We start from the raw sequence: 18,196 nt of genomic DNA, 5'->3' as shown, positions 1-18,196 counted from the left end.
CCCGGGTGTGGTTATAATCGGCCACTTTATGAGCAAGAAGCGCGTTATGCAGCTGGTTCGAGGTCTTCACAACCTGCGCCCCGAGCACCGGGGCTGTGTCGCCACCATTGGCAACTTCGACGGGGTCCACCGGGGTCACCAGGCGATCCTCGCGCGCCTGCGTGAACGTGGCCAGGCGCTGGGCCTGCCCACCTGCGTGGTGATCTTCGAGCCACAACCGCGCGAGTATTTCGCCCCCGACACCGCGCCGGCCCGCCTGGCGCGCCTGCGCGACAAGGTCGAGCTGCTGGCCGCCGAAGGCATCGACCGGGTGCTGTGCCTGGCCTTCAACCAGCGCCTGAGCAAGCTCAGCGCCTGTGAATTCGTCGAGCAGATCCTGGTCGACGGCCTGGGCGTGCGCCATCTCGAGGTGGGGGACGACTTCCGTTTCGGCTGCGACCGCGCCGGCGACTTCGGCTTCCTGATCGAGTCTGGCAAACAGCACGGCTTCACCGTCGAGGCCGCCAACACCGTGATCCAGGACGGCCTGCGGGTCAGCAGCACCGAAGTGCGCAAGGCCCTGGCCGATGGCGACTTCGAACTGGCCGAACACCTGCTGGGCCGCCCCTATCGCATCACCGGCCGTGTACTGCACGGCCAGAAGCTGGCTCGCCAGCTCGGAACACCCACTGCCAACATCCAGCTCAAGCGCCGTCGCGTGCCGCTGTCCGGGGTCTACCTGGCCAGCATCGAGATCGACGGCAAGGCCTGGCCGGGTGTCGGCAACATCGGCGTGCGTCCCACCGTCAGCGGTGACGGGCGCCCCCACCTGGAGATTCATCTCCTGGATTACGCCGGCGACCTGTATGGCCGGCGCCTGACGGTGGAGTTCCACCACAAGCTGCGTGAAGAGCAGCGTTTCGCCTCCCTGGAGGCGCTGAAGTCGGCGATCGACGCGGACATCGCCGCCGCACGTGCCCACTGGCACGCTCAACCGCTAACGAAGAGCCTGAAATGACCGACTACAAAGCCACGCTTAACCTTCCGGACACCGCCTTCCCCATGAAGGCCGGCCTGCCTCAGCGCGAACCGCAGATCCTGCAGCGCTGGGACAGCATTGGCCTGTACCGGAAGCTGCGCGAGATTGGCAAGGATCGTCCGAAGTTCGTCCTGCACGACGGCCCGCCCTATGCCAACGGCAAGATCCACATCGGTCATGCGCTGAACAAGATTCTCAAGGACATGATCGTCCGCTCCAAGACCCTGTCGGGCTTCGACGCGCCGTACGTGCCGGGCTGGGACTGCCACGGCCTGCCGATCGAGCACAAGGTCGAGGTCACCCATGGCAAGCACCTGACCGCCGACCGCACCCGCGAGCTGTGCCGCGAGTACGCCGCCGAGCAGATCGAAGGGCAGAAGACCGAGTTCATCCGCCTGGGCGTGCTGGGTGACTGGGACAACCCCTACAAGACCATGAACTTCGCCAACGAGGCCGGCGAAATCCGCGCCCTCGCTGAAATGGTCAAGCAAGGCTTCGTGTTCAAGGGCCTGAAGCCTGTGAACTGGTGCTTCGATTGCGGTTCCGCGCTGGCTGAAGCCGAGGTCGAGTACGCCGACAAGAAATCCCAGACCATCGACGTCGCCTTCCCGGTCGCCGATGCGGACAAACTGGCCGCCGCCTTCGGCCTGGCCGCGCTGACCAAGCCGGCCGCCATCGTGATCTGGACCACCACCCCGTGGACCATCCCGGCCAACCAGGCGCTGAACATCCACCCGGACTTCAAGTACGCCCTGGTCGACACCGGCGAGCGCCTGCTGGTGCTGGCCGAAGAGTTGGTCGAGTCGTGCCTGAAGCGTTACAACCTGGAAGGCTCGGTCATCGCCACCGCCCAAGGTTCGGCGCTGGAACTGATCAACTTCCGCCACCCGTTCTACGACCGACTGTCGCCAATCTACTTGGCCGAATACGTCGAGCTGGGCGCCGGCACCGGTGTGGTTCACTCCTCGCCGGCCTACGGTGAAGACGACTTCGTCACCTGCAAGCGCTACGGCATGGTCAACGACGACATCCTCACCCCGGTGCAGAGCAACGGCGTGTACGTCGAGTCGCTGCCATTCTTCGGCGGCCAGTTCATCTGGAAAGCCAACCCGGCCATCGTCGACAAGCTCAGCGAAGTCGGCGCGCTGATGCACACCGAAACCATCAGCCACAGCTACATGCACTGCTGGCGCCACAAGACCCCGCTGATCTACCGCGCCACCGCGCAGTGGTTCGTGGGCATGGACAAGCAGCCTTCCACTGGCGAGCCGCTGCGCGAGCGCGCGCTCAAGGCCATCGAAGAGACCAAGTTCGTCCCGGCCTGGGGCCAGGCGCGCCTGCACTCGATGATCGCCAACCGCCCGGACTGGTGCATCTCGCGTCAGCGCAACTGGGGCGTACCGATCCCGTTCTTCCTCGACAAGCAGACCGGTGAGCTGCACCCGCGCACCGTCGAGCTGATGGAAGAAGTCGCCAAGCGCGTCGAGCAGGAAGGCATCGAGGCCTGGTTCAAGCTGGACGCCCAGGAACTGCTCGGTGACGAAGCCGGCCAGTACGACAAGATCACCGACACGCTGGACGTGTGGTTCGACTCCGGCACCACGCACTGGCACGTGCTGCGCGGTTCCCACGACATCGGCCACGCCACCGGCCCGCGCGCCGACCTGTACCTGGAAGGCTCCGACCAGCACCGCGGCTGGTTCCACTCATCCTTGCTGACCGGTTGCGCCATCGACGGCCACGCGCCGTACCGCGAGCTGCTGACCCACGGCTTCACCGTGGACGAGAACGGCCGCAAGATGTCCAAGTCGCTGGGCAACACCATCGAGCCGCAGAAGGTCAACGACACCCTCGGTGCCGACATCCTGCGCCTGTGGGTATCGGCCACCGACTACTCCGGCGAAATGGCGGTTTCCGAGCAGATCCTGCAGCGCAGCGCCGACGCCTACCGCCGCATCCGCAACACCGCGCGCTTCCTGCTCTCCAACCTGTCCGGCTTCGACCCGGCCCGCGACCTGCTGCCGGCCGAAGACATGCTGGCGCTGGACCGCTGGGCGGTCGACCGCACCCTGCTGCTGCAGCGTGAGCTGGAAGAGCACTACAGCGAGTACCGTTTCTGGAACGTCTACTCGAAGATCCACAACTTCTGCGTGCAGGAGCTGGGCGGCTTCTACCTCGACATCATCAAGGACCGCCAGTACACCACCGGCGCCAACAGTGTCGCCCGCCGTTCCTGCCAGACCGCGCTGTACCACATCAGCGAGGCGCTGGTGCGCTGGATCGCGCCGATCCTGGCGTTCACCGCCGACGAGATCTGGCAGTACCTGCCGGGCGAGCGCAACGAATCGGTGATGCTCAACACCTGGTACGAAGGCCTGAGCGAACTGCCGGCTGACGCTGAACTGGATCGCGCCTACTGGGACCGCGTGATGGCGGTCAAGGCGGCGGTCAACAAGGAGCTGGAGAACCAGCGTACCGCCAAGGTCATCGGTGGCAACCTGCAAGCCGAAGTCACCCTGTTCGCCGAGGAAGGCCTGACCGCCGATCTGAACAAGCTGGGCGACGAGCTGCGCTTCGTGCTGATCACCTCGGCTGCCAGCGTCGTGCCGTTCGTCCAGGCACCCGCCGACGCCGTGACAACCGAAGTCGAAGGCCTCAAGCTGAAGGTCGTCAAGTCCGGCCACGCCAAGTGCGGTCGTTGCTGGCACTTCCGCGCCGATGTCGGCAGCCACCCGGAGCACCCGGAAATCTGCGGCCGTTGCGTCGACAACCTGAACGGCTCCGGCGAGGTGCGCCACTATGCCTAACGCTTCCGCGGGGCGCTTCGGGCGCCTTGCCTGGCTCTGGCTGAGCCTGGTGGTCCTGGTCCTCGACCAGGCCACCAAGGTCTACTTCGAGGGCGCGCTGAGCCTGTACCAGCAGATCGTGGTCATCCCCGACTACTTCAGCTGGACCCTGGCCTACAACACCGGCGCGGCGTTCAGCTTCCTGGCCGACAGCTCCGGCTGGCAGCGCTGGCTGTTCGCGCTGATCGCCGTCGTGGTCAGCGCCGTGCTGGTGGTCTGGCTCAAGCGCCTGGGGCGCAACGAAACCTGGCTGGCCGTGGCGCTGGCATTGGTGCTGGGCGGCGCGCTGGGCAACCTGTACGACCGTGTCGTGCTGGGCCACGTGGTCGACTTCATCCTGGTGCACTGGCAGAACCGTCACTACTTCCCGGCCTTCAACCTGGCCGACAGCGCCATTACCGTGGGTGCGGTGATGCTGGCGCTGGACATGTTCAAGAGCAAGAAGTCCGAGGAAGCCGTCCATGACTGAGACCCGTATCGGCCAGAACACCGAAGTCACCCTGCACTTCGCCCTGCACCTGGAAAACGGCGACACCGTCGACAGCACCTTCGACAAGGCCCCGGCCACGTTCAAGGTCGGCGACGGCAACCTGCTGCCGGGCTTCGAGAGCGCCCTGTTCGGCTTCAAGGCCGGTGACCAGCGCAAGCTGACCATCGCCCCGGAAAACGCTTTCGGCCAGCACAACCCGCAGAACGTGCAGGTGATGCCGCGCTCGCAGTTCGAAGGCATGGAGCTGTCCGAAGGGCTGCTGGTGATCTTCAACGACGCCGCCAACACCGAGCTGCCAGGCGTGGTGAAGGTGTTCGACGACAACCAGGTGACCATCGATTTCAACCATCCACTGGCCGGCAAGACCCTGAACTTCGAGGTGCAGATCCTCGACGTGAAGGCCTTGTGAGCCGGGAGCCGAGCATGCAAATCAAACTCGCCAACCCGCGCGGCTTCTGCGCGGGGGTCGACCGGGCGATCGAGATCGTCAACCGCGCCCTGGAAGTCTTCGGCCCGCCGATCTACGTGCGCCACGAAGTGGTGCACAACAAGTTCGTCGTCGAAGACCTGCGCAACCGTGGCGCGGTGTTCGTCGAAGAGCTGGACCAGGTGCCGGACGACGTCATCGTCATCTTCAGTGCCCATGGCGTGTCGCAAGCCGTGCGCCAGGAAGCCGCCAGCCGTGGCCTGAAGGTGTTCGACGCCACCTGCCCGCTGGTGACCAAGGTGCACATCGAGGTCGCCAAGTACAGCCGCGACGGCCGCGAGTGCATCCTCATCGGCCACGCCGGGCACCCGGAAGTCGAAGGCACCATGGGCCAGTACGACGCCAGCAACGGCGGCAGCATCTACCTCGTCGAGGACGAGAAGGACGTCGCCGCCCTGCAGGTGCGCAACCCGGACCACCTGGCCTTCGTCACCCAGACCACCCTGTCGATGGATGACACCAGCCGGGTGATCGACGCCCTGCGCGAGCGCTTCCCGAACATCGGCGGCCCGCGCAAGGACGACATCTGCTACGCCACGCAAAACCGCCAGGATGCCGTCAAGCAACTGGCCGACGAGTGTGACGTGGTGCTGGTGGTCGGCAGCCCCAACAGCTCCAACTCCAACCGCCTGCGCGAGCTGGCCGAGCGCATGAGCACCCCGGCCTACCTGATCGACGGCGCCGAGGACCTGCAACGCAGCTGGTTCGACGGGGCCGAGCGCATCGGCATCACCGCCGGCGCCTCGGCGCCCGAGGTGTTGGTGCGCGGCGTGATCGACCAGCTCAAGGCCTGGGGCGCGACCGGCGCCGAAGAGCTGGACGGGCGCGAGGAGAACATCACCTTCTCCATGCCCAAGGAGCTGCGGGTGCGCTCGCTGATCTGACTCAGGGGCCTGCGCAGCGGCGGCCTTCGTCGCTGCGCAGGCTGACCCGGCCACTGGGGCTCAGCACCACCTGGTGGCGGCTGAGCAGGGTGGTGCGCTGGCAGATGTCCAGCGTGGTGCCACCGAACCCTTCCCCCAGCGGTGCGCCGCGCCTGCTGAACCTCACCTCCCTGGCTGAACTTGCGGATATCCTCAGTGACCGTGCCAGCCGGTGCTCGCGCAGCAGTTGCTCGTTGTGCTCCAGCGACACACGCCAACCCTTGCTCCAGTCCCCTTCCAATGGTCTGACCCGCACCGCCTGTTGTCGCAACATGGCTTGGTTGCGAGCGGCATGCAGCGCTTGTGCCAGTTCCCGGGCCGTGGCCGCTTGATGAAGTGTTTCACTGAAAGCCCTGTAGGCCGACGTGCCAAGTTGCGTCAGAAGGCCGGCCACCGCCAGTGCGCACATCATTTGTATCAGTGTTACTCCCTGTTGCCTCACCGTGCATTCCTCCCTGGACCTGCTTCGCTGAAGCTTCCGGCTGCATGGCCAAGGGCGCCAGTCGGCCGGTTCAGGCAAATGGCGAGGAAAGCTCCCGGGAGGGCAGGGAATGCAGGTGAGGGAAGCAGGGATGACACTGCTGGAGGTGTTGCTGGCGATGGCCGTGCTGGCGCTGGGGGTGTTTGCATCAGCCGCATTGCAACTGCGCAGCCTGCAGCTAAGCGATAGCGCGCACCTCGATGGCCAGGCCGTACGGCTTGCCCGGAACATGCTGGAACGGGCGAGGGCTGTCGGTACGCTGACGGTGGGTGAAGAAGCCGCCTGGCGCACCCAGGTGGTGGACGTGTTGGGCCCGTCGGCCGAAGGGCGGGTGAATGGGGCGTCGGGCGTACTGTCGCTGGAGCTTGACTGGTCGGCACCCGGTAGCGCGCAGCGTCCCTCGCTAAGCCTGCAGGGCAAGGTGTTGCCGTGAAAAGGCGCCAGGACGGGCTTGGCCTGATCGAGGTCTTGCTGGCCCTTGCATTGGGGCTGCTGCTGTTGGCGGCGGCAGGTCAGCTGTTCGGATCCGCCCACCAGGCTTGGCTGCTGCAAGGTGCGAAAGCGCGTCTGCAGGATGATGCCCGGCTTGTCCTGCAGCGTTTGTCGGAGGATGTCCGCATGGCCGGCATGTTCGGTTGCCTGCGTCTGGAGCCCGATGATTTTGCCGACCCGCTTGCCGCCCAGGCCTTTGCCAGGCCGATCGAGAGCACTGGCGACAGCCTGACGCTGGTGGGTGCCGAGCTGCCTGGCCTGCTCGGGGTGGCGGACTGGACCGTGCTGACCGACTGCCGCACCTGGGCCAGGGTCGAGGCAGGGCCCCACGCCGGAGGCCCGCAGGTCCTTGCGATACCCATTCGCCGAGTGGGTTATCGCCTGCGCAATGGCAGCCTGATGCTCACCACCAACGCCCAGCATGTCAGCCTGATCGACAACGTGCGGGCGTTCGAGGTGAGTGAAATCAAAACCGGGGAGGGGCTGCGTGTGGATATCCGGCTGATCCTGCACGATAGGCGGCACAGGCTGGAACAGCGCCATGAAATGAGCGTGGCCGTGCGCAATCCATGGAGCGGCGCATGAGTGGGCAGCAAGGCGTGGTCCTGCTGACGGCGCTGACCTTGAGCCTGTTGCTAGGGCTGCTCAGCGCCATGGCGTTGCAGGAGGCCTTGCTGCAGCAGCGCCTGGCGGGCGAGCAGCGGAGCACAGCGCGCGCCTTCGAGCAGGCTGAGGCGAGCCTGGTCGAGGGGGCCTTGATGTTGCTCGATACGCCTCCTTCCTTGTGCCGAGCCTGCCTTCCACCGGATTTTCCCGAGCGTGAACCTGGCCTGCCTTGGTTGCGTACAGCGAGCGGGTTCGTGCTGTTGCAGAACCTTGGGGCGAGTGCGCGCGCGATTGGAGGGCCTGTGGAGGGGCAGGTCACCTTGTTCCGGGTGACGGCTCTCAGCCGACAATCGCAGGGCCGGCAGTTTCTCGAGGCCGTGTATGCAGTGGACGGCCCGTTGCTGTCAGGGCAGGTCAGTTGGCGCCAGCGCTTGATGGAGTAATGAGATGCAGCGCGGCCTTGGTCTGATCGAATTATTGATTGTCGTGGCGCTGACCGGCATGCTGGCAGCCATTGCCTACCCCAGTTACAGCGACCAGCTTCGGCGCGCCGCGCGCATCGAGGTGGTCGGCCTGCTGCAGGACGCGGCCTTGCGCCTGGAACAGCACCGTGCGCGCGTCGGTGAGTACGCCGACAACGAGCAGTTAGCCACGCCGCTGCCGGCCGGCAATCGCTATTACCGGCTAAAGGTCCGGCGCGACAGCGAAGCGTTCGTGTTGCTCGCCATTCGCCTGCCGGATGCCCTGATGGCGCACGACCGATGCGGCGACTTCCAGCTCGAGCACACGGGCGTGCGCGGTAATCCGGGCGGCAGCGAAGAGGCTGTGGCCTGCTGGGGAAGCTGAAGATCAGAAGGTGCCCGCGCACCGTGGAATTACTTCAGGTGTTGGATCGAACGATGAGCAAGCAAGTAGTGATTGTCGGCGGCGGTGTCATTGGCCTGCTGACGGCGTTCAACCTGGCGGCCGAGGTCGACCGGGTGGTGGTGTGCGACCAGGGCGAGGTGGGCCGGGAGTCGTCCTGGGCCGGTGGTGGCATCGTCTCGCCCCTGTACCCATGGCGCTACAGCCCGGCGGTAACAGCGCTGGCGCACTGGTCGCAGGACTTTTATCCACAGCTGGGCGAGCGCCTGTTCGCCAGCACCGGGGTCGACCCCGAAGTACACACCACCGGGCTCTACTGGCTGGACCTGGACGATGAAGCCGAGGCGCTGGCCTGGGCCGCGCGGGAGCAGCGCCCGCTGAGCCCGGTGGATATTTCGGCGGCCTACGATGCGGTGCCGGTGCTCGGGGCGGGCTACCGGCACGCGATCTACATGGCGGGGGTGGCCAATGTGCGCAACCCGCGCCTGGTCAAGTCGCTCAAGGCCGCGCTGCAAGCGCTGCCCAACGTCACCCTGCGCGAGCACTGCCAGGTCACCGGTTTCGAGCAGGATGGCGGGCGTGTCACGGGCGTACGGACCGGTGACGGCGTGCTGCCCGCCGATGAGGTGGTGCTCAGTGCCGGCGCCTGGAGCGGTGACCTGCTCAAGACGCTGGGGCTGGAACTCCCGGTGGAGCCGGTGAAGGGCCAGATGATCCTGTTCAAGTGCACCGAGGACTTCCTGCCCAGCATGGTTCTGGCCAAGGGGCGTTACGCCATCCCTCGACGCGATGGGCATATCCTGGTGGGTAGCACCCTGGAGCACGCCGGATATGACAAGACCCCGACCGAGGATGCGCTGGAGAGCTTGAAGGCGTCGGCCATCGAGCTGTTGCCGGCATTGGCCGATGCCGAGGTTGTCGGGCACTGGGCGGGTTTGCGTCCGGGGTCGCCTGAAGGTATCCCGTATATCGGCGCGGTGCCGGGGCATCAAGGGCTGTGGTTGAACTGCGGTCATTACCGCAATGGCCTGGTGCTGGCGCCGGCGTCGTGCCAGCTGTTCAGTGACCTGCTGCTGGGGCGTGAGCCGATCATCGATCCGGCACCCTATGCGCCTGAAGGGCGTCTGGGCTGAGGCCGCCGTGTAGCAGCGGCTTCAGCCGCGAAGCAGGCACCAGCTTTGCTGGTGATCGCGGGTAAACCCGCTCCTACAGGGGGATGCCTGGGTGGGCTTCACGGGTCAGCGTTGCTGGCCTGGCCCCTGTTGCAAATGCTGCTGGCTGCAATACCACTGCTTGCCCTGCTGCAGCGCCCGGTCGTTGGGCAGATGCACGCCGCAGTGGGCGCAGCGCACCATCTTCAGCGGGTCCTCCAGCCGTGGTTCGGCGGGGGATTGCTGGCTGGTCTTGAACTTGCGCCACAGCCAGAACGCGGCGGCGATCAGGGCGATCCAGAAAAGTAGGCGAACCATGGTGTCCAGCTTGTCGAGAAAAGAAGCCGACAGTCTAGGACGCAGGCAATAAAAAAGGGAGGCCTCAGGCCTCCCTTTCTTTTTAGCGCGTGTGATCAGTCGAACAGACCGAAGGTCATGTAGCTGAACCACGAACGGTCCTGTTCGGCTTCTTTCGGGCCTGCCGGCAGGATCGGGTCGCCGTTCTCGTCCTTGGGCAGCAGCTCTTCCGGCATTTCCGAACGGGCGTCCTGGAACTGCTTGACCACGTCCTGGTTGGCGCGGGTCTCGCCCGGCGGCAGCGGGGCCTTGGTATCGATCAGGCCAAGAGTGGCTTTCGACAGCCAGGAGCGGTTGCCGTTCTCGTCCTGTTTGACGACGAACTGGCCATCGACCAGGCTCGGGTGGTCCGGGTAGTTGAGCTTGAGGGTCTCGAGGCTGGTGGCGGCCAGCTCGTCCAGGTGCATGTGCTGGTACGACTCGACCATCACCGCCAGGCCATCACCTACCGACGGGGTTTCCTGGAAGTTCTCGACCACGTAGCGGCCACGGTTGGCGGCGGCCACATAAGCTTCACGGCTGAGGTAGTAGTTGGCCACGTGGATTTCGTAGGAGGCCAGCAGGTTGCGCAGGTAGATCATGCGCTGCTTGGCGTCCGGGGCGTAGCGGCTGTTGGGGAAGCGGCTGGTGAGCTGGGCGAATTCGTTGTACGAGTCGCGGGCCGCGCCCGGGTCACGCTTGGTCATGTCCAGCGGCAGGAAGCGCGCCAGCAGGCCACGGTCCTGGTCGAACGAGGTCAGGCCTTTCAGATAGTAGGCGTAGTCGACGTTCGGGTGCTGCGGGTGCAGGCGGATGAAGCGCTCGGCGGCGGACTTGGCGGCCTCGGGCTCGGAGTTTTTATAGTTGGCGTAGATCAGCTCGAGCTGGGCCTGGTCGGCGTAGCGGCCGAACGGGTAGCGCGACTCCAGGGCCTTGAGCTTGTTCACGGCGCTGGTGTAGCTGGAGTTGTCCAGGTCGGCCTGCGCCTGCTGGTACAGCTCGGCCTCGCTGAGGTTCTCGTCAATGACTTCCTTGTTCGAGGAACAGGCAGCGGTGAGCCCGAGGATGGCGATCAGCAGCAGGTGTTTCACTTGCATGGCGGCTTGCGTCCCTTTGACGGCCGCTGTCTTGGGCGGTGCCGTCCTGTTATGATGAGCGCCCCCGGCCAAACCCCGGGGCAAAAGAAGCCGTATTTAACCACAAGCGCGCAGTCGAAACCAAAGGCTGAACGCCCGTCGATTCGAGCATGTCCGAGATCATTCAACTTAGCGCAGAGGTCCCGTCCGAACTGGGCGGCCAACGCCTCGACCAGGTCGCCGCCCAATTGTTCTCCGAGTACTCGCGCTCGCGCCTGTCCTCGTGGATCAAAGATGGCCGCCTGACCGTCGATGGCGCGGTGCTGCGGCCGCGCGACACCGTCCACAGTGGCTCCATCCTCGCCCTCGAAGCTGAGCAAGAAGCCCAGGGCGAATGGGTGGCCCAGGACATCGAGCTGGACATCGTCTATGAAGACGACCAGATCCTGGTGATCAACAAGCCCGCCGGGCTGGTTGTGCACCCGGCGGCCGGCCACCCGGACGGCACCCTGCTCAACGCCCTGCTGCACCATGTGCCGGACATCATCAACGTGCCGCGCGCCGGTATCGTGCACCGCCTGGACAAGGACACCACCGGCCTGATGGTGGTGGCCAAGACCCTGCAGGCGCAAACCAACCTGGTCGACCAGTTGCAGAAGCGCTCGGTCAGCCGCATCTACGAGTGCATCGTGGTCGGCGTGGTGATCGCCGGGGGCAAGATCGACGCCCCGATCGGCCGCCATGGTGGCGAGCGCCAGCGCATGGCGGTCACTGAAGGTGGCAAGCCGGCCGTCAGCCACTACCGCGTGCTCAAGCGTTTCCGTTCGCACACCCATGTGCGGGTCAAGCTGGAAACCGGCCGTACCCACCAGATCCGCGTGCACATGGCGCATGTCGGTTATCCGTTGGTCGGCGACCAGACCTATGGCGTGCGCTTCCGCATTCCGCCAGCCGCCAGCGTGGCCATGGTCGAGGCGGTGAAGAACTTCCCGCGCCAGGCCCTGCATGCGCGCTTCCTGGCATTGGACCACCCGACCACCGGTGAACGCATGGAATGGGCCTCGCCGCTGCCGGACGATTTCCTCTGGCTGCTGTCGCTGCTCAACGACGACCGCGAGAGCTTCATCGGATGAGCGGCCTGACGCCGTCGCTGATCTTCCCCGACTGGCCGGCCCCGGCCTCGGTTCGCGCCTGCGTCACCACCCGCGAGGGCGGCGTCAGCCTGCCGCCCTACCAATCCTTCAATCTTGGCGACCACGTGGGCGATGACCCGCTGGCGGTTGCCGAGAACCGTCGCCGCCTCAGCGATGAGTTCGCCATCCAGCCCGCCTGGCTCAAGCAGGTGCACGGGCTGGTGGTGGCGGATGCCGACCCTGCGGTGGTCGCCGAAGCAGACGCCAGCTGGACCGACCAGCCCGGCATTGCCTGCACCGTGATGACCGCCGACTGCCTGCCGGTGTTGTTCTGCGACCGTGCAGGTACCCGTGTAGCGGCTGCCCATGCCGGCTGGCGCGGGTTGGCCGGTGGCGTGCTGGAGGCCACCCTCGACCGCCTGGCGACACCGCCTGAAGAGGTACTGGTGTGGTTGGGGCCAGCGATCGGGCCGCAGGCGTTCGAAGTCGGTCTGGAAGTACGCGATGCCTTTACGGCCGTGCATCCTGAAGCGGCTGAAGCTTTTGTAGCGGGCGAGCGCCCGGGCAAGCTGATGGCCGATATCTACACGCTGGCGCGCATTCGCCTGGCGGCGCGGGGCGTCACGACCGTTTATGGCGGTGGCTTCTGCACGGTCAGCGAACCGCGCTTCTTCTCTTATCGCCGCACCCCGCAGGGTGGACGTTTCGCTTCGTTGGTCTGGTTGCAGCCGTAAGGACGCCGGGGGCTGCTTTGCAGCCCTTTCGCTCCTACAGGGGAGCGCAATCCTCTGTAGGAGCGGCTTTAGCCGCGAAAGGGGCGCAAAGCGCCCCCGCCTGCTGACCTCTGTCAACCCCGCTACGCTTGAATCTTCCAGAATCACCCTTATCTATTGGTCATCTCAGGCAGGTTCATCATTACAGGTGCTGTCCATCGCTCCGCCTGCCCTTTAAAGGAAGGTATCCCCCATGCGAATAGACCGACTGACCAGCAAGCTGCAACTGGCATTATCCGATTCCCAATCCCTGGCCGTGGGCATGGACCACCCGGCCATCGAGCCCCTGCACCTGCTGCAGGCGCTGGTCGACCAGCAGGGCGGCTCGATCAAGCCGCTGCTGATGCAGGTCGGCTTCGACATCAACAGCCTGCGCAAGGCGTTGACCAAGGAGCTCGACCAGCTGCCGAAAATCCAGAACCCCACCGGTGACGTGAACATGTCCCAGGACTTGGCGCGCCTGCTCAACCAGGCCGACCGCCTGGCCCAGCAGAAGGGCGACCAGTTCATCTCCAGCGAGCTGGTGCTGCTCGCCGCCATGGACGAGAACAGCAAGGTCGGCAAGCTGCTGCTCGGCCAGGGCGTGAGCAAGAAGGCCCTGGAGAACGCCATCAACAACCTGCGCGGCGGCGCGGCGGTGAACGACGCCAACGCCGAGGAATCGCGCCAGGCCCTGGACAAGTACACCGTCGACCTCACCAAGCGCGCCGAAGAGGGCAAGCTGGACCCGGTGATCGGCCGTGACGACGAGATTCGCCGCACCATCCAGGTGCTGCAACGGCGTACCAAGAACAACCCGGTGCTGATCGGCGAACCCGGCGTGGGCAAGACCGCCATCGCCGAGGGCCTGGCCCAGCGCATCATCAACGGCGAAGTACCCGACGGCCTCAAAGGCAAACGCCTGCTGGCCCTGGACATGGGCGCACTGATTGCCGGCGCCAAGTACCGCGGCGAGTTCGAAGAACGCCTCAAAGCCCTGCTCAACGAGCTGAGCAAGCAGGAAGGCCAGATCATCCTGTTCATCGACGAACTGCACACCATGGTCGGCGCTGGCAAGGGCGAGGGCGCCATGGACGCTGGCAACATGCTCAAGCCGGCCCTGGCCCGCGGCGAGCTGCACTGCGTCGGCGCCACCACGCTCAACGAGTACCGCCAGTTCATCGAGAAGGACGCCGCCCTCGAGCGCCGCTTCCAGAAGGTGCTGGTCGAGGAGCCGAGCGAGGAAGACACCATCGCCATCCTGCGTGGCCTGAAAGAACGCTATGAAGTGCACCACAAGGTGGCCATCACCGACGGCGCGATCATCGCGGCGGCCAAGCTCAGCCATCGCTACATCACCGACCGCCAGCTGCCGGACAAGGCTATCGACCTGATCGACGAAGCGGCCAGCCGCATCCGCATGGAGATCGACTCCAAGCCGGAAGTGCTCGACCGCCTCGACCGTCGCCTGATCCAGCTGAAGGTGGAATCCCAGGCGCTGAAGAAGGAAGAGGACGAAGCGGCGAAGAAACGCCTGGAGAAGCTGACCGAGGAAATCGACCGCCTGGAGCGCGAGTACGCCGACCTCGAAGAGATCTGGGCCTCGGAAAAAGCCGAGGTGCAGGGCTCGGCGCAGATCCAGCAGAAGATCGAGCAAGCGCGCCAGGAGCTGGAAGCCGCCCGCCGCAAGGGCGACCTCAGCCGCATGGCCGAGCTGCAGTACGGGGTGATCCCGGACCTGGAGCGCAGCCTGCAGATGGTCGACCAGCACGGCAAGACCGACAACCAGCTGCTGCGCAACAAGGTCACCGAGGAAGAAATCGCCGAAGTGGTGTCCAAGTGGACTGGCATCCCCGTGGCCAAGATGCTCGAAGGCGAGCGCGAGAAGCTGCTGAAGATGGAAAGCCTGCTGCATGAGCGGGTGATCGGCCAGGACGAGGCGGTGACCGCCGTCGCCAACGCCGTGCGCCGTTCCCGTGCGGGGCTTTCCGACCCGAACCGCCCCAGCGGCTCGTTCCTGTTCCTTGGGCCCACCGGCGTGGGCAAGACCGAGCTGTGCAAGGCGCTGGCCGAGTTCCTGTTCGACACCGAAGAGGCCATGGTGCGCATCGACATGTCCGAGTTCATGGAGAAACACTCCGTGGCTCGCCTGATCGGCGCCCCGCCAGGCTATGTCGGTTATGAAGAGGGCGGTTACCTGACCGAGGCCGTGCGTCGCAAGCCGTATTCGGTGGTGCTGCTCGACGAGGTGGAGAAGGCCCACCCGGATGTGTTCAACGTGCTGTTGCAGGTGCTGGAAGACGGCCGCCTGACCGACAGCCATGGCCGCACCGTGGACTTCCGCAACACGGTGATCGTGATGACTTCCAACCTGGGCTCGGCGCAGATCCAGGAACTGGTCGGTGACCGCGAGGCGCAGCGTGCGGCGGTGATGGATGCGGTGGGTTCGCACTTCCGTCCGGAGTTCATCAACCGTATCGACGAAGTGGTGGTGTTCGAGCCGCTGGGCCGCGAGCAGATCGCCGGCATCACCGAGATCCAGCTCGGTCGCCTGCGCGGCCGCCTGGCCGAGCGCGAGCTGTCGTTGAGCCTGAGCCCGGAGGCGTTGGACAAGCTGATCGCGGTGGGTTACGACCCGGTGTATGGCGCACGGCCGCTCAAGCGTGCGATCCAGCGCTGGATCGAGAACCCGCTGGCGCAGTTGATCCTGTCTGGCGAGTTCCTGCCGGGTGCGGCGATCACGGCGAAGGTGGAGGGCGACGAGATCGTCTTTGCCTGATCACGGCAATCAATGAAGAGCCCCGCCTGTGCGGGGCTTTTTTTGCATATTTGCCTGTACTGGCCTCATCGCGGGTGAACCCGCTCCTACAGGGGCAGCACAGGCCTTGAGACCTGTAGGAGCGGGTTCACCCGCGATGAGGCCCGAAAAGGCCCAGAAAAACCGGGCCTTTTCGGGCTTTCCAGATAACTTGCTGAAAATTTTGAAAAAAATGCTTGCACAAAATTCAGAGTGCCCCTAATATTCGCCCCGCTGTCAGGCACTGAGCGAATCACCAGCAACATCGGAGATCGCAAAACAACTTACAAATCAGTAAGTTGAACGAAAAAAAGTGGTTGACAAGCAAAACGAAGAATGTAGAATAGCCGGCCTCAGCAGCGACAACGCGAAAGCGAAGCAGCTAAAGAGTTCGAAGCTAACACAGGCTTCGAAGCAGTAAAGATGTACCGAAGTTCAGTTCCGCGATAGCTCAGTCGGTAGAGCAAATGACTGTTAATCATTGGGTCCCTGGTTCGAGTCCAGGTCGCGGAGCCAATCTCGGGGTGTAGCGCAGTCCGGTAGCGCGCCTGCTTTGGGAGCAGGATGTCAGGAGTTCGAATCCCCTCACCCCGACCATTTTCCGGGTCGTTAGCTCAGTTGGTAGAGCAGTTGGCTTTTAACCAATTGGTCGTAGGTTCGAATCCTACACGACCCACCATGTAAAAAGGGCATCTCGAATGAGATGCCCTTTTTCTTTTGCCCGCGATTTATGCCCCCACCCTTGCTACCCTGTGGCTTCTGCCCGCAGGAGCGCCGCGCATGTCCCTCAAAGCTCGTGTTTTCATCGCCACCAGCCTGGATGGCTACATCGCCCGTGAAGATGGCGCCCTCGATTGGTTGATGGGGGCGACCCAGTCCACCGACGACCATGGCTATGCGGGGTTCATGGCGGGGGTCGATACGCTGGTGATGGGCCGGGGGACCTTCGACAAGGTCATGACCTTCGGCCAGTGGCCTTATCCCGATGTGCGTGTCGTGGTGGTCAGCAGTACCCTGCCAGCGTTGCCTCAACACTCACCCGAGCGGGTCGAGCTGCATCCCGGGCCGATCCCGGCCTTGCTCGAGCACCTGGAAACCACGGGCGCAAAGAGCCTGTACCTGGATGGCGGCAAGCTGATCCAGGGGTTCTTGCGCGAGGGGTTGGTGGATGAACTGACCATTACCCGCATTCCCGTGCTGCTGGGGCAGGGGATTCCGTTGTTCGGCGGGTTGGCGAAGGATGTGCTGTTGCAGCACATGAGGACGACCAGCTACGAGAGTGGGTTCGTGCAGAGCACGTATCGCGTGGTCCGTTGAATCGCTGGGGCCGCTGTGCGGCCCTTTCGCGGCACAAGGCCGCTCCTACAGGGGAACGCGGTCGTCTGTAGGAGCGGCCTTGCGCCGCGAAAGGGCTGCGCAGCAGCCCCAGGATCTTGAAGCCTCAGTGCAGTTTCAGACGCGGCTCGGTGCCACGGCCAATCTTGCTGCCCAGCATCATCATCGCCGTACGGAAGAACCCATACAGCGCCATCTGGTGCATCCGGTACAGCGACACATAGAACATCCGCGCCAGCCAGCCTTCCAGCTTCACGCTGCCCATCAAGTTACCCATCAGGTTGCCCACCGCCGAGAACCGCGACAGCGACACCAGCGAGCCGTAGTCCTTGTACTCGTAGGTTGGCAGCGCCTTGTTCTCCAGGCGCGCCTTCAGGCTCTTGGCCAGCAGCGAAGCCTGCTGGTGCGCGGCCTGGGCCCGTGGCGGCACGTTGCGGTCGCTGCCCGGCTGCGGGCAGGCGGCGCAGTCGCCGAAGGCGAAGATATTGTCGTCGCGGGTAGTCTGCAGGGTCGGGCGCACCACCAGCTGGTTGATGCGGTTGGTCTCCAGGCCGTCGATATCCTTGAGGAAGCCCGGCGCGCGAATGCCCGCCGCCCACACCTTCAGGCTGGCCTGGATCACTTCGCCGGCCGCCGTCTTCAGGCCATCCTCGGTCACTTCGCTGACCGCGGCGTTGGTCATCACCGTCACGCCGAGTTTTTCCAGGGTCTTGTGTACCGGCACACTGATGCGCTCCGGCAGCGCCGGCAGCACCCGCGGGCCGGCCTCGATGAGGGTGATGTGCATGTCTTTCGGCTGGATCTTGTCCAGGCCGTAGGCCGCCAGCTCGTGGGCGGCGTTGTGCAGCTCGGCCGCCAGCTCGACACCCGTGGCGCCGGCACCGACGATGGCCACGCTGATCTTCTCGCTGGCTACATCGCCCGCGTGGGCGCGCAGGTAGTGGTTGAGCAGTTGCTGGTGGAAGCGCTCGGCCTGCTTACGGCTGTCGAGGAACAGGCAGTGCTGCGCAGCGCCCAGGGTGCCGAAGTCGTTGGTGTTGCTGCCCACGGCGATTACCAGGCTGTCGTAGCCGATGGTGCGCGCAGGCAGCAGCTCACGGCCCTCGTCGTCAAGGGTCGCGGCCAGCTGGATCCGCTTGTTTTCACGATCCAGGCCGCTCATGCGCCCCATCTGGAAGTTGAAGTGGTTCCACTTGGCCTGGGCCACGTAGTTCAGTTCGTCTTCCGAGGAGTTCAGCGAGCCGGCCGCCACTTCGTGCAGCAGTGGCTTCCAGATGTGCGTCAGGTTGGCATCAACCAGGGTGATCTCGGCCTGTTTGCGCTTGCCCAGGCTTTTACCCAGGCGGGTCGCCAGTTCCAGGCCGCCGGCGCCGCCGCCGACAATCACGATGCGATGAGTCATGGGGATA

At 64.8% G+C, this 18,196-nt stretch carries 18 protein-coding genes and 3 tRNA genes; 17 read left to right on the top strand and 4 right to left on the bottom strand.

The genetic code is table 11. The features are described from left to right. Positions 1–46 precede the first annotated feature (46 nt). The 5 genes from ribF to ispH are packed head-to-tail and all read left to right on the top strand — an operon-like array spanning position 47 to position 5,725. Positions 47–997 (top strand): bifunctional riboflavin kinase/FAD synthetase, encoded by a 951-nt coding sequence (gene ribF / locus JYG34_RS22200; RefSeq protein WP_213658353.1) that lies wholly within the window; start codon positions 47–49, stop codon positions 995–997. Beyond that, the gene (ileS, locus tag JYG34_RS22195; protein WP_213658352.1) at positions 994–3,825 is read left to right on the top strand and encodes an isoleucine--tRNA ligase; all 2,832 of its coding nucleotides are present in this window, start codon (positions 994–996) and stop codon (positions 3,823–3,825) included. The genes ribF and ileS overlap by 4 nt, the downstream gene beginning before the upstream one ends. Then, complete coding sequence (lspA, locus tag JYG34_RS22190) at positions 3,818–4,333, top strand: signal peptidase II (protein WP_023629752.1); 516 nt, start codon at positions 3,818–3,820, stop codon at positions 4,331–4,333. Before ileS ends, lspA begins: the two co-directional genes overlap by 8 nt. Further along, positions 4,326–4,763 carry an FKBP-type peptidyl-prolyl cis-trans isomerase gene (locus JYG34_RS22185; protein WP_011535724.1) on the top strand — a complete coding sequence of 146 codons (438 nt, stop codon included), beginning with the start codon at positions 4,326–4,328 and terminating at the stop codon, positions 4,761–4,763. Before lspA ends, JYG34_RS22185 begins: the two co-directional genes overlap by 8 nt. Before the next feature lie 14 nt (positions 4,764–4,777). Then, on the top strand, positions 4,778–5,725 hold the full coding sequence (gene ispH, locus JYG34_RS22180) for a 4-hydroxy-3-methylbut-2-enyl diphosphate reductase (RefSeq protein WP_213658351.1): 948 nt from the start codon (positions 4,778–4,780) through the stop codon (positions 5,723–5,725). A 1-nt stretch (position 5,726) separates the two neighbouring features. Here the strand turns inward: ispH and JYG34_RS22175 are convergent, their stop codons facing one another. Further along, on the bottom strand, positions 5,727–6,206 hold the full coding sequence (locus JYG34_RS22175; protein WP_213658350.1) for a GspH/FimT family pseudopilin: 480 nt from the start codon (positions 6,204–6,206) through the stop codon (positions 5,727–5,729). A gap of 109 nt (positions 6,207–6,315) precedes the next feature. On the opposite strand from JYG34_RS22175, the gene pilV reads away from it, so the two are divergent. The 5 genes from pilV to thiO are packed head-to-tail and all read left to right on the top strand — an operon-like array spanning position 6,316 to position 9,340. Further along, positions 6,316–6,678, top strand: a complete 363-nt coding sequence (gene pilV / locus JYG34_RS26485; RefSeq protein ID WP_213658349.1) for a type IV pilus modification protein PilV — start codon at positions 6,316–6,318, stop codon at positions 6,676–6,678. Further along, complete coding sequence (locus JYG34_RS22165) at positions 6,675–7,322, top strand: PilW family protein (protein WP_213658348.1); 648 nt, start codon at positions 6,675–6,677, stop codon at positions 7,320–7,322. The genes pilV and JYG34_RS22165 overlap by 4 nt, the downstream gene beginning before the upstream one ends. After that, positions 7,319–7,786 carry a hypothetical protein gene (locus JYG34_RS22160; protein WP_213658347.1) on the top strand — a complete coding sequence of 156 codons (468 nt, stop codon included), beginning with the start codon at positions 7,319–7,321 and terminating at the stop codon, positions 7,784–7,786. The genes JYG34_RS22165 and JYG34_RS22160 overlap by 4 nt, the downstream gene beginning before the upstream one ends. Positions 7,787–7,790: 4 nt before the next feature. Beyond that, the gene (locus JYG34_RS22155; RefSeq protein WP_213658346.1) at positions 7,791–8,189 is read left to right on the top strand and encodes a type IV pilin protein; all 399 of its coding nucleotides are present in this window, start codon (positions 7,791–7,793) and stop codon (positions 8,187–8,189) included. A gap of 53 nt (positions 8,190–8,242) precedes the next feature. Beyond that, positions 8,243–9,340, top strand: a complete 1,098-nt coding sequence (thiO, locus tag JYG34_RS22150; protein WP_213658345.1) for a glycine oxidase ThiO — start codon at positions 8,243–8,245, stop codon at positions 9,338–9,340. Between the two features lie 105 nt (positions 9,341–9,445). Here the strand turns inward: thiO and JYG34_RS22145 are convergent, their stop codons facing one another. Continuing rightward, positions 9,446–9,676, bottom strand: coding sequence for a PP0621 family protein (locus JYG34_RS22145; protein ID WP_213658344.1), 231 nt, complete (start codon positions 9,674–9,676; stop codon positions 9,446–9,448). A gap of 95 nt (positions 9,677–9,771) precedes the next feature. Further along, on the bottom strand, positions 9,772–10,791 hold the full coding sequence (locus JYG34_RS22140; protein WP_213658343.1) for an outer membrane protein assembly factor BamD: 1,020 nt from the start codon (positions 10,789–10,791) through the stop codon (positions 9,772–9,774). A gap of 149 nt (positions 10,792–10,940) precedes the next feature. Between JYG34_RS22140 and rluD the strand changes: the two genes are divergently transcribed. From rluD to JYG34_RS22105, 7 genes are all read left to right on the top strand, one after another. Then, entirely contained in the window at positions 10,941–11,903 is a 963-nt protein-coding gene (rluD, locus tag JYG34_RS22135) for a 23S rRNA pseudouridine(1911/1915/1917) synthase RluD (RefSeq protein WP_213658342.1), read from the top strand. Then, positions 11,900–12,637 (top strand): peptidoglycan editing factor PgeF, encoded by a 738-nt coding sequence (gene pgeF, locus JYG34_RS22130; RefSeq protein WP_213658341.1) that lies wholly within the window; start codon positions 11,900–11,902, stop codon positions 12,635–12,637. The genes rluD and pgeF overlap by 4 nt, the downstream gene beginning before the upstream one ends. A gap of 232 nt (positions 12,638–12,869) precedes the next feature. Then, positions 12,870–15,434, top strand: a complete 2,565-nt coding sequence (clpB, locus tag JYG34_RS22125; RefSeq protein ID WP_213658340.1) for an ATP-dependent chaperone ClpB — start codon at positions 12,870–12,872, stop codon at positions 15,432–15,434. A 458-nt stretch (positions 15,435–15,892) separates the two neighbouring features. Next, positions 15,893–15,968, top strand: a tRNA-Asn gene (locus JYG34_RS22120). A 4-nt stretch (positions 15,969–15,972) separates the two neighbouring features. Further along, a tRNA-Pro gene (locus JYG34_RS22115) sits at positions 15,973–16,049 on the top strand. A gap of 6 nt (positions 16,050–16,055) precedes the next feature. After that, positions 16,056–16,131, top strand: a tRNA-Lys gene (locus JYG34_RS22110). A 101-nt stretch (positions 16,132–16,232) separates the two neighbouring features. Then, a complete protein-coding gene (locus JYG34_RS22105) occupies positions 16,233–16,769 on the top strand; it encodes a dihydrofolate reductase family protein (protein ID WP_213658339.1) in 537 nt (178 codons plus the stop codon). Between the two features lie 124 nt (positions 16,770–16,893). Here JYG34_RS22105 and JYG34_RS22100 read toward each other — a convergent pair whose 3' ends face one another. Beyond that, entirely contained in the window at positions 16,894–18,189 is a 1,296-nt protein-coding gene (locus tag JYG34_RS22100) for an NAD(P)/FAD-dependent oxidoreductase (RefSeq protein ID WP_213658338.1), read from the bottom strand. Positions 18,190–18,196 lie beyond the last annotated feature (7 nt).

This window comes from Pseudomonas entomophila, assembly GCF_018417595.1.
GTDB classification, from domain to species: domain Bacteria; phylum Pseudomonadota; class Gammaproteobacteria; order Pseudomonadales; family Pseudomonadaceae; genus Aquipseudomonas; species Aquipseudomonas entomophila_C.
This window is presented reverse-complemented; position numbering and strand designations above follow the sequence as displayed.

Excerpts from the sequence above, each read along its gene's own strand:
- thiO (WP_213658345.1), top strand. The coding sequence starts at position 8,243 with ATGAGCAAGCAAGTAGTGATTGTCGGCGGCGGTGTCATTGGCCTGCTG.
- JYG34_RS22105 (WP_213658339.1), top strand. The coding sequence starts at position 16,233 with ATGTCCCTCAAAGCTCGTGTTTTCATCGCCACCAGCCTGGATGGCTAC.
- ileS (WP_213658352.1), top strand. The coding sequence starts at position 994 with ATGACCGACTACAAAGCCACGCTTAACCTTCCGGACACCGCCTTCCCC.
- JYG34_RS22145 (WP_213658344.1), bottom strand. The coding sequence starts at position 9,676 with ATGGTTCGCCTACTTTTCTGGATCGCCCTGATCGCCGCCGCGTTCTGG.
- JYG34_RS22160 (WP_213658347.1), top strand. The coding sequence starts at position 7,319 with ATGAGTGGGCAGCAAGGCGTGGTCCTGCTGACGGCGCTGACCTTGAGC.
- rluD (WP_213658342.1), top strand. The coding sequence starts at position 10,941 with ATGTCCGAGATCATTCAACTTAGCGCAGAGGTCCCGTCCGAACTGGGC.
- ispH (WP_213658351.1), top strand. The coding sequence starts at position 4,778 with ATGCAAATCAAACTCGCCAACCCGCGCGGCTTCTGCGCGGGGGTCGAC.
- clpB (WP_213658340.1), top strand. The coding sequence starts at position 12,870 with ATGCGAATAGACCGACTGACCAGCAAGCTGCAACTGGCATTATCCGAT.
- pgeF (WP_213658341.1), top strand. The coding sequence starts at position 11,900 with ATGAGCGGCCTGACGCCGTCGCTGATCTTCCCCGACTGGCCGGCCCCG.
- ribF (WP_213658353.1), top strand. The coding sequence starts at position 47 with ATGCAGCTGGTTCGAGGTCTTCACAACCTGCGCCCCGAGCACCGGGGC.
- JYG34_RS22100 (WP_213658338.1), bottom strand. The coding sequence starts at position 18,189 with ATGACTCATCGCATCGTGATTGTCGGCGGCGGCGCCGGCGGCCTGGAA.
- lspA (WP_023629752.1), top strand. The coding sequence starts at position 3,818 with ATGCCTAACGCTTCCGCGGGGCGCTTCGGGCGCCTTGCCTGGCTCTGG.
- pilV (WP_213658349.1), top strand. The coding sequence starts at position 6,316 with ATGCAGGTGAGGGAAGCAGGGATGACACTGCTGGAGGTGTTGCTGGCG.
- JYG34_RS22155 (WP_213658346.1), top strand. The coding sequence starts at position 7,791 with ATGCAGCGCGGCCTTGGTCTGATCGAATTATTGATTGTCGTGGCGCTG.
- JYG34_RS22140 (WP_213658343.1), bottom strand. The coding sequence starts at position 10,791 with ATGCAAGTGAAACACCTGCTGCTGATCGCCATCCTCGGGCTCACCGCT.
- JYG34_RS22185 (WP_011535724.1), top strand. The coding sequence starts at position 4,326 with ATGACTGAGACCCGTATCGGCCAGAACACCGAAGTCACCCTGCACTTC.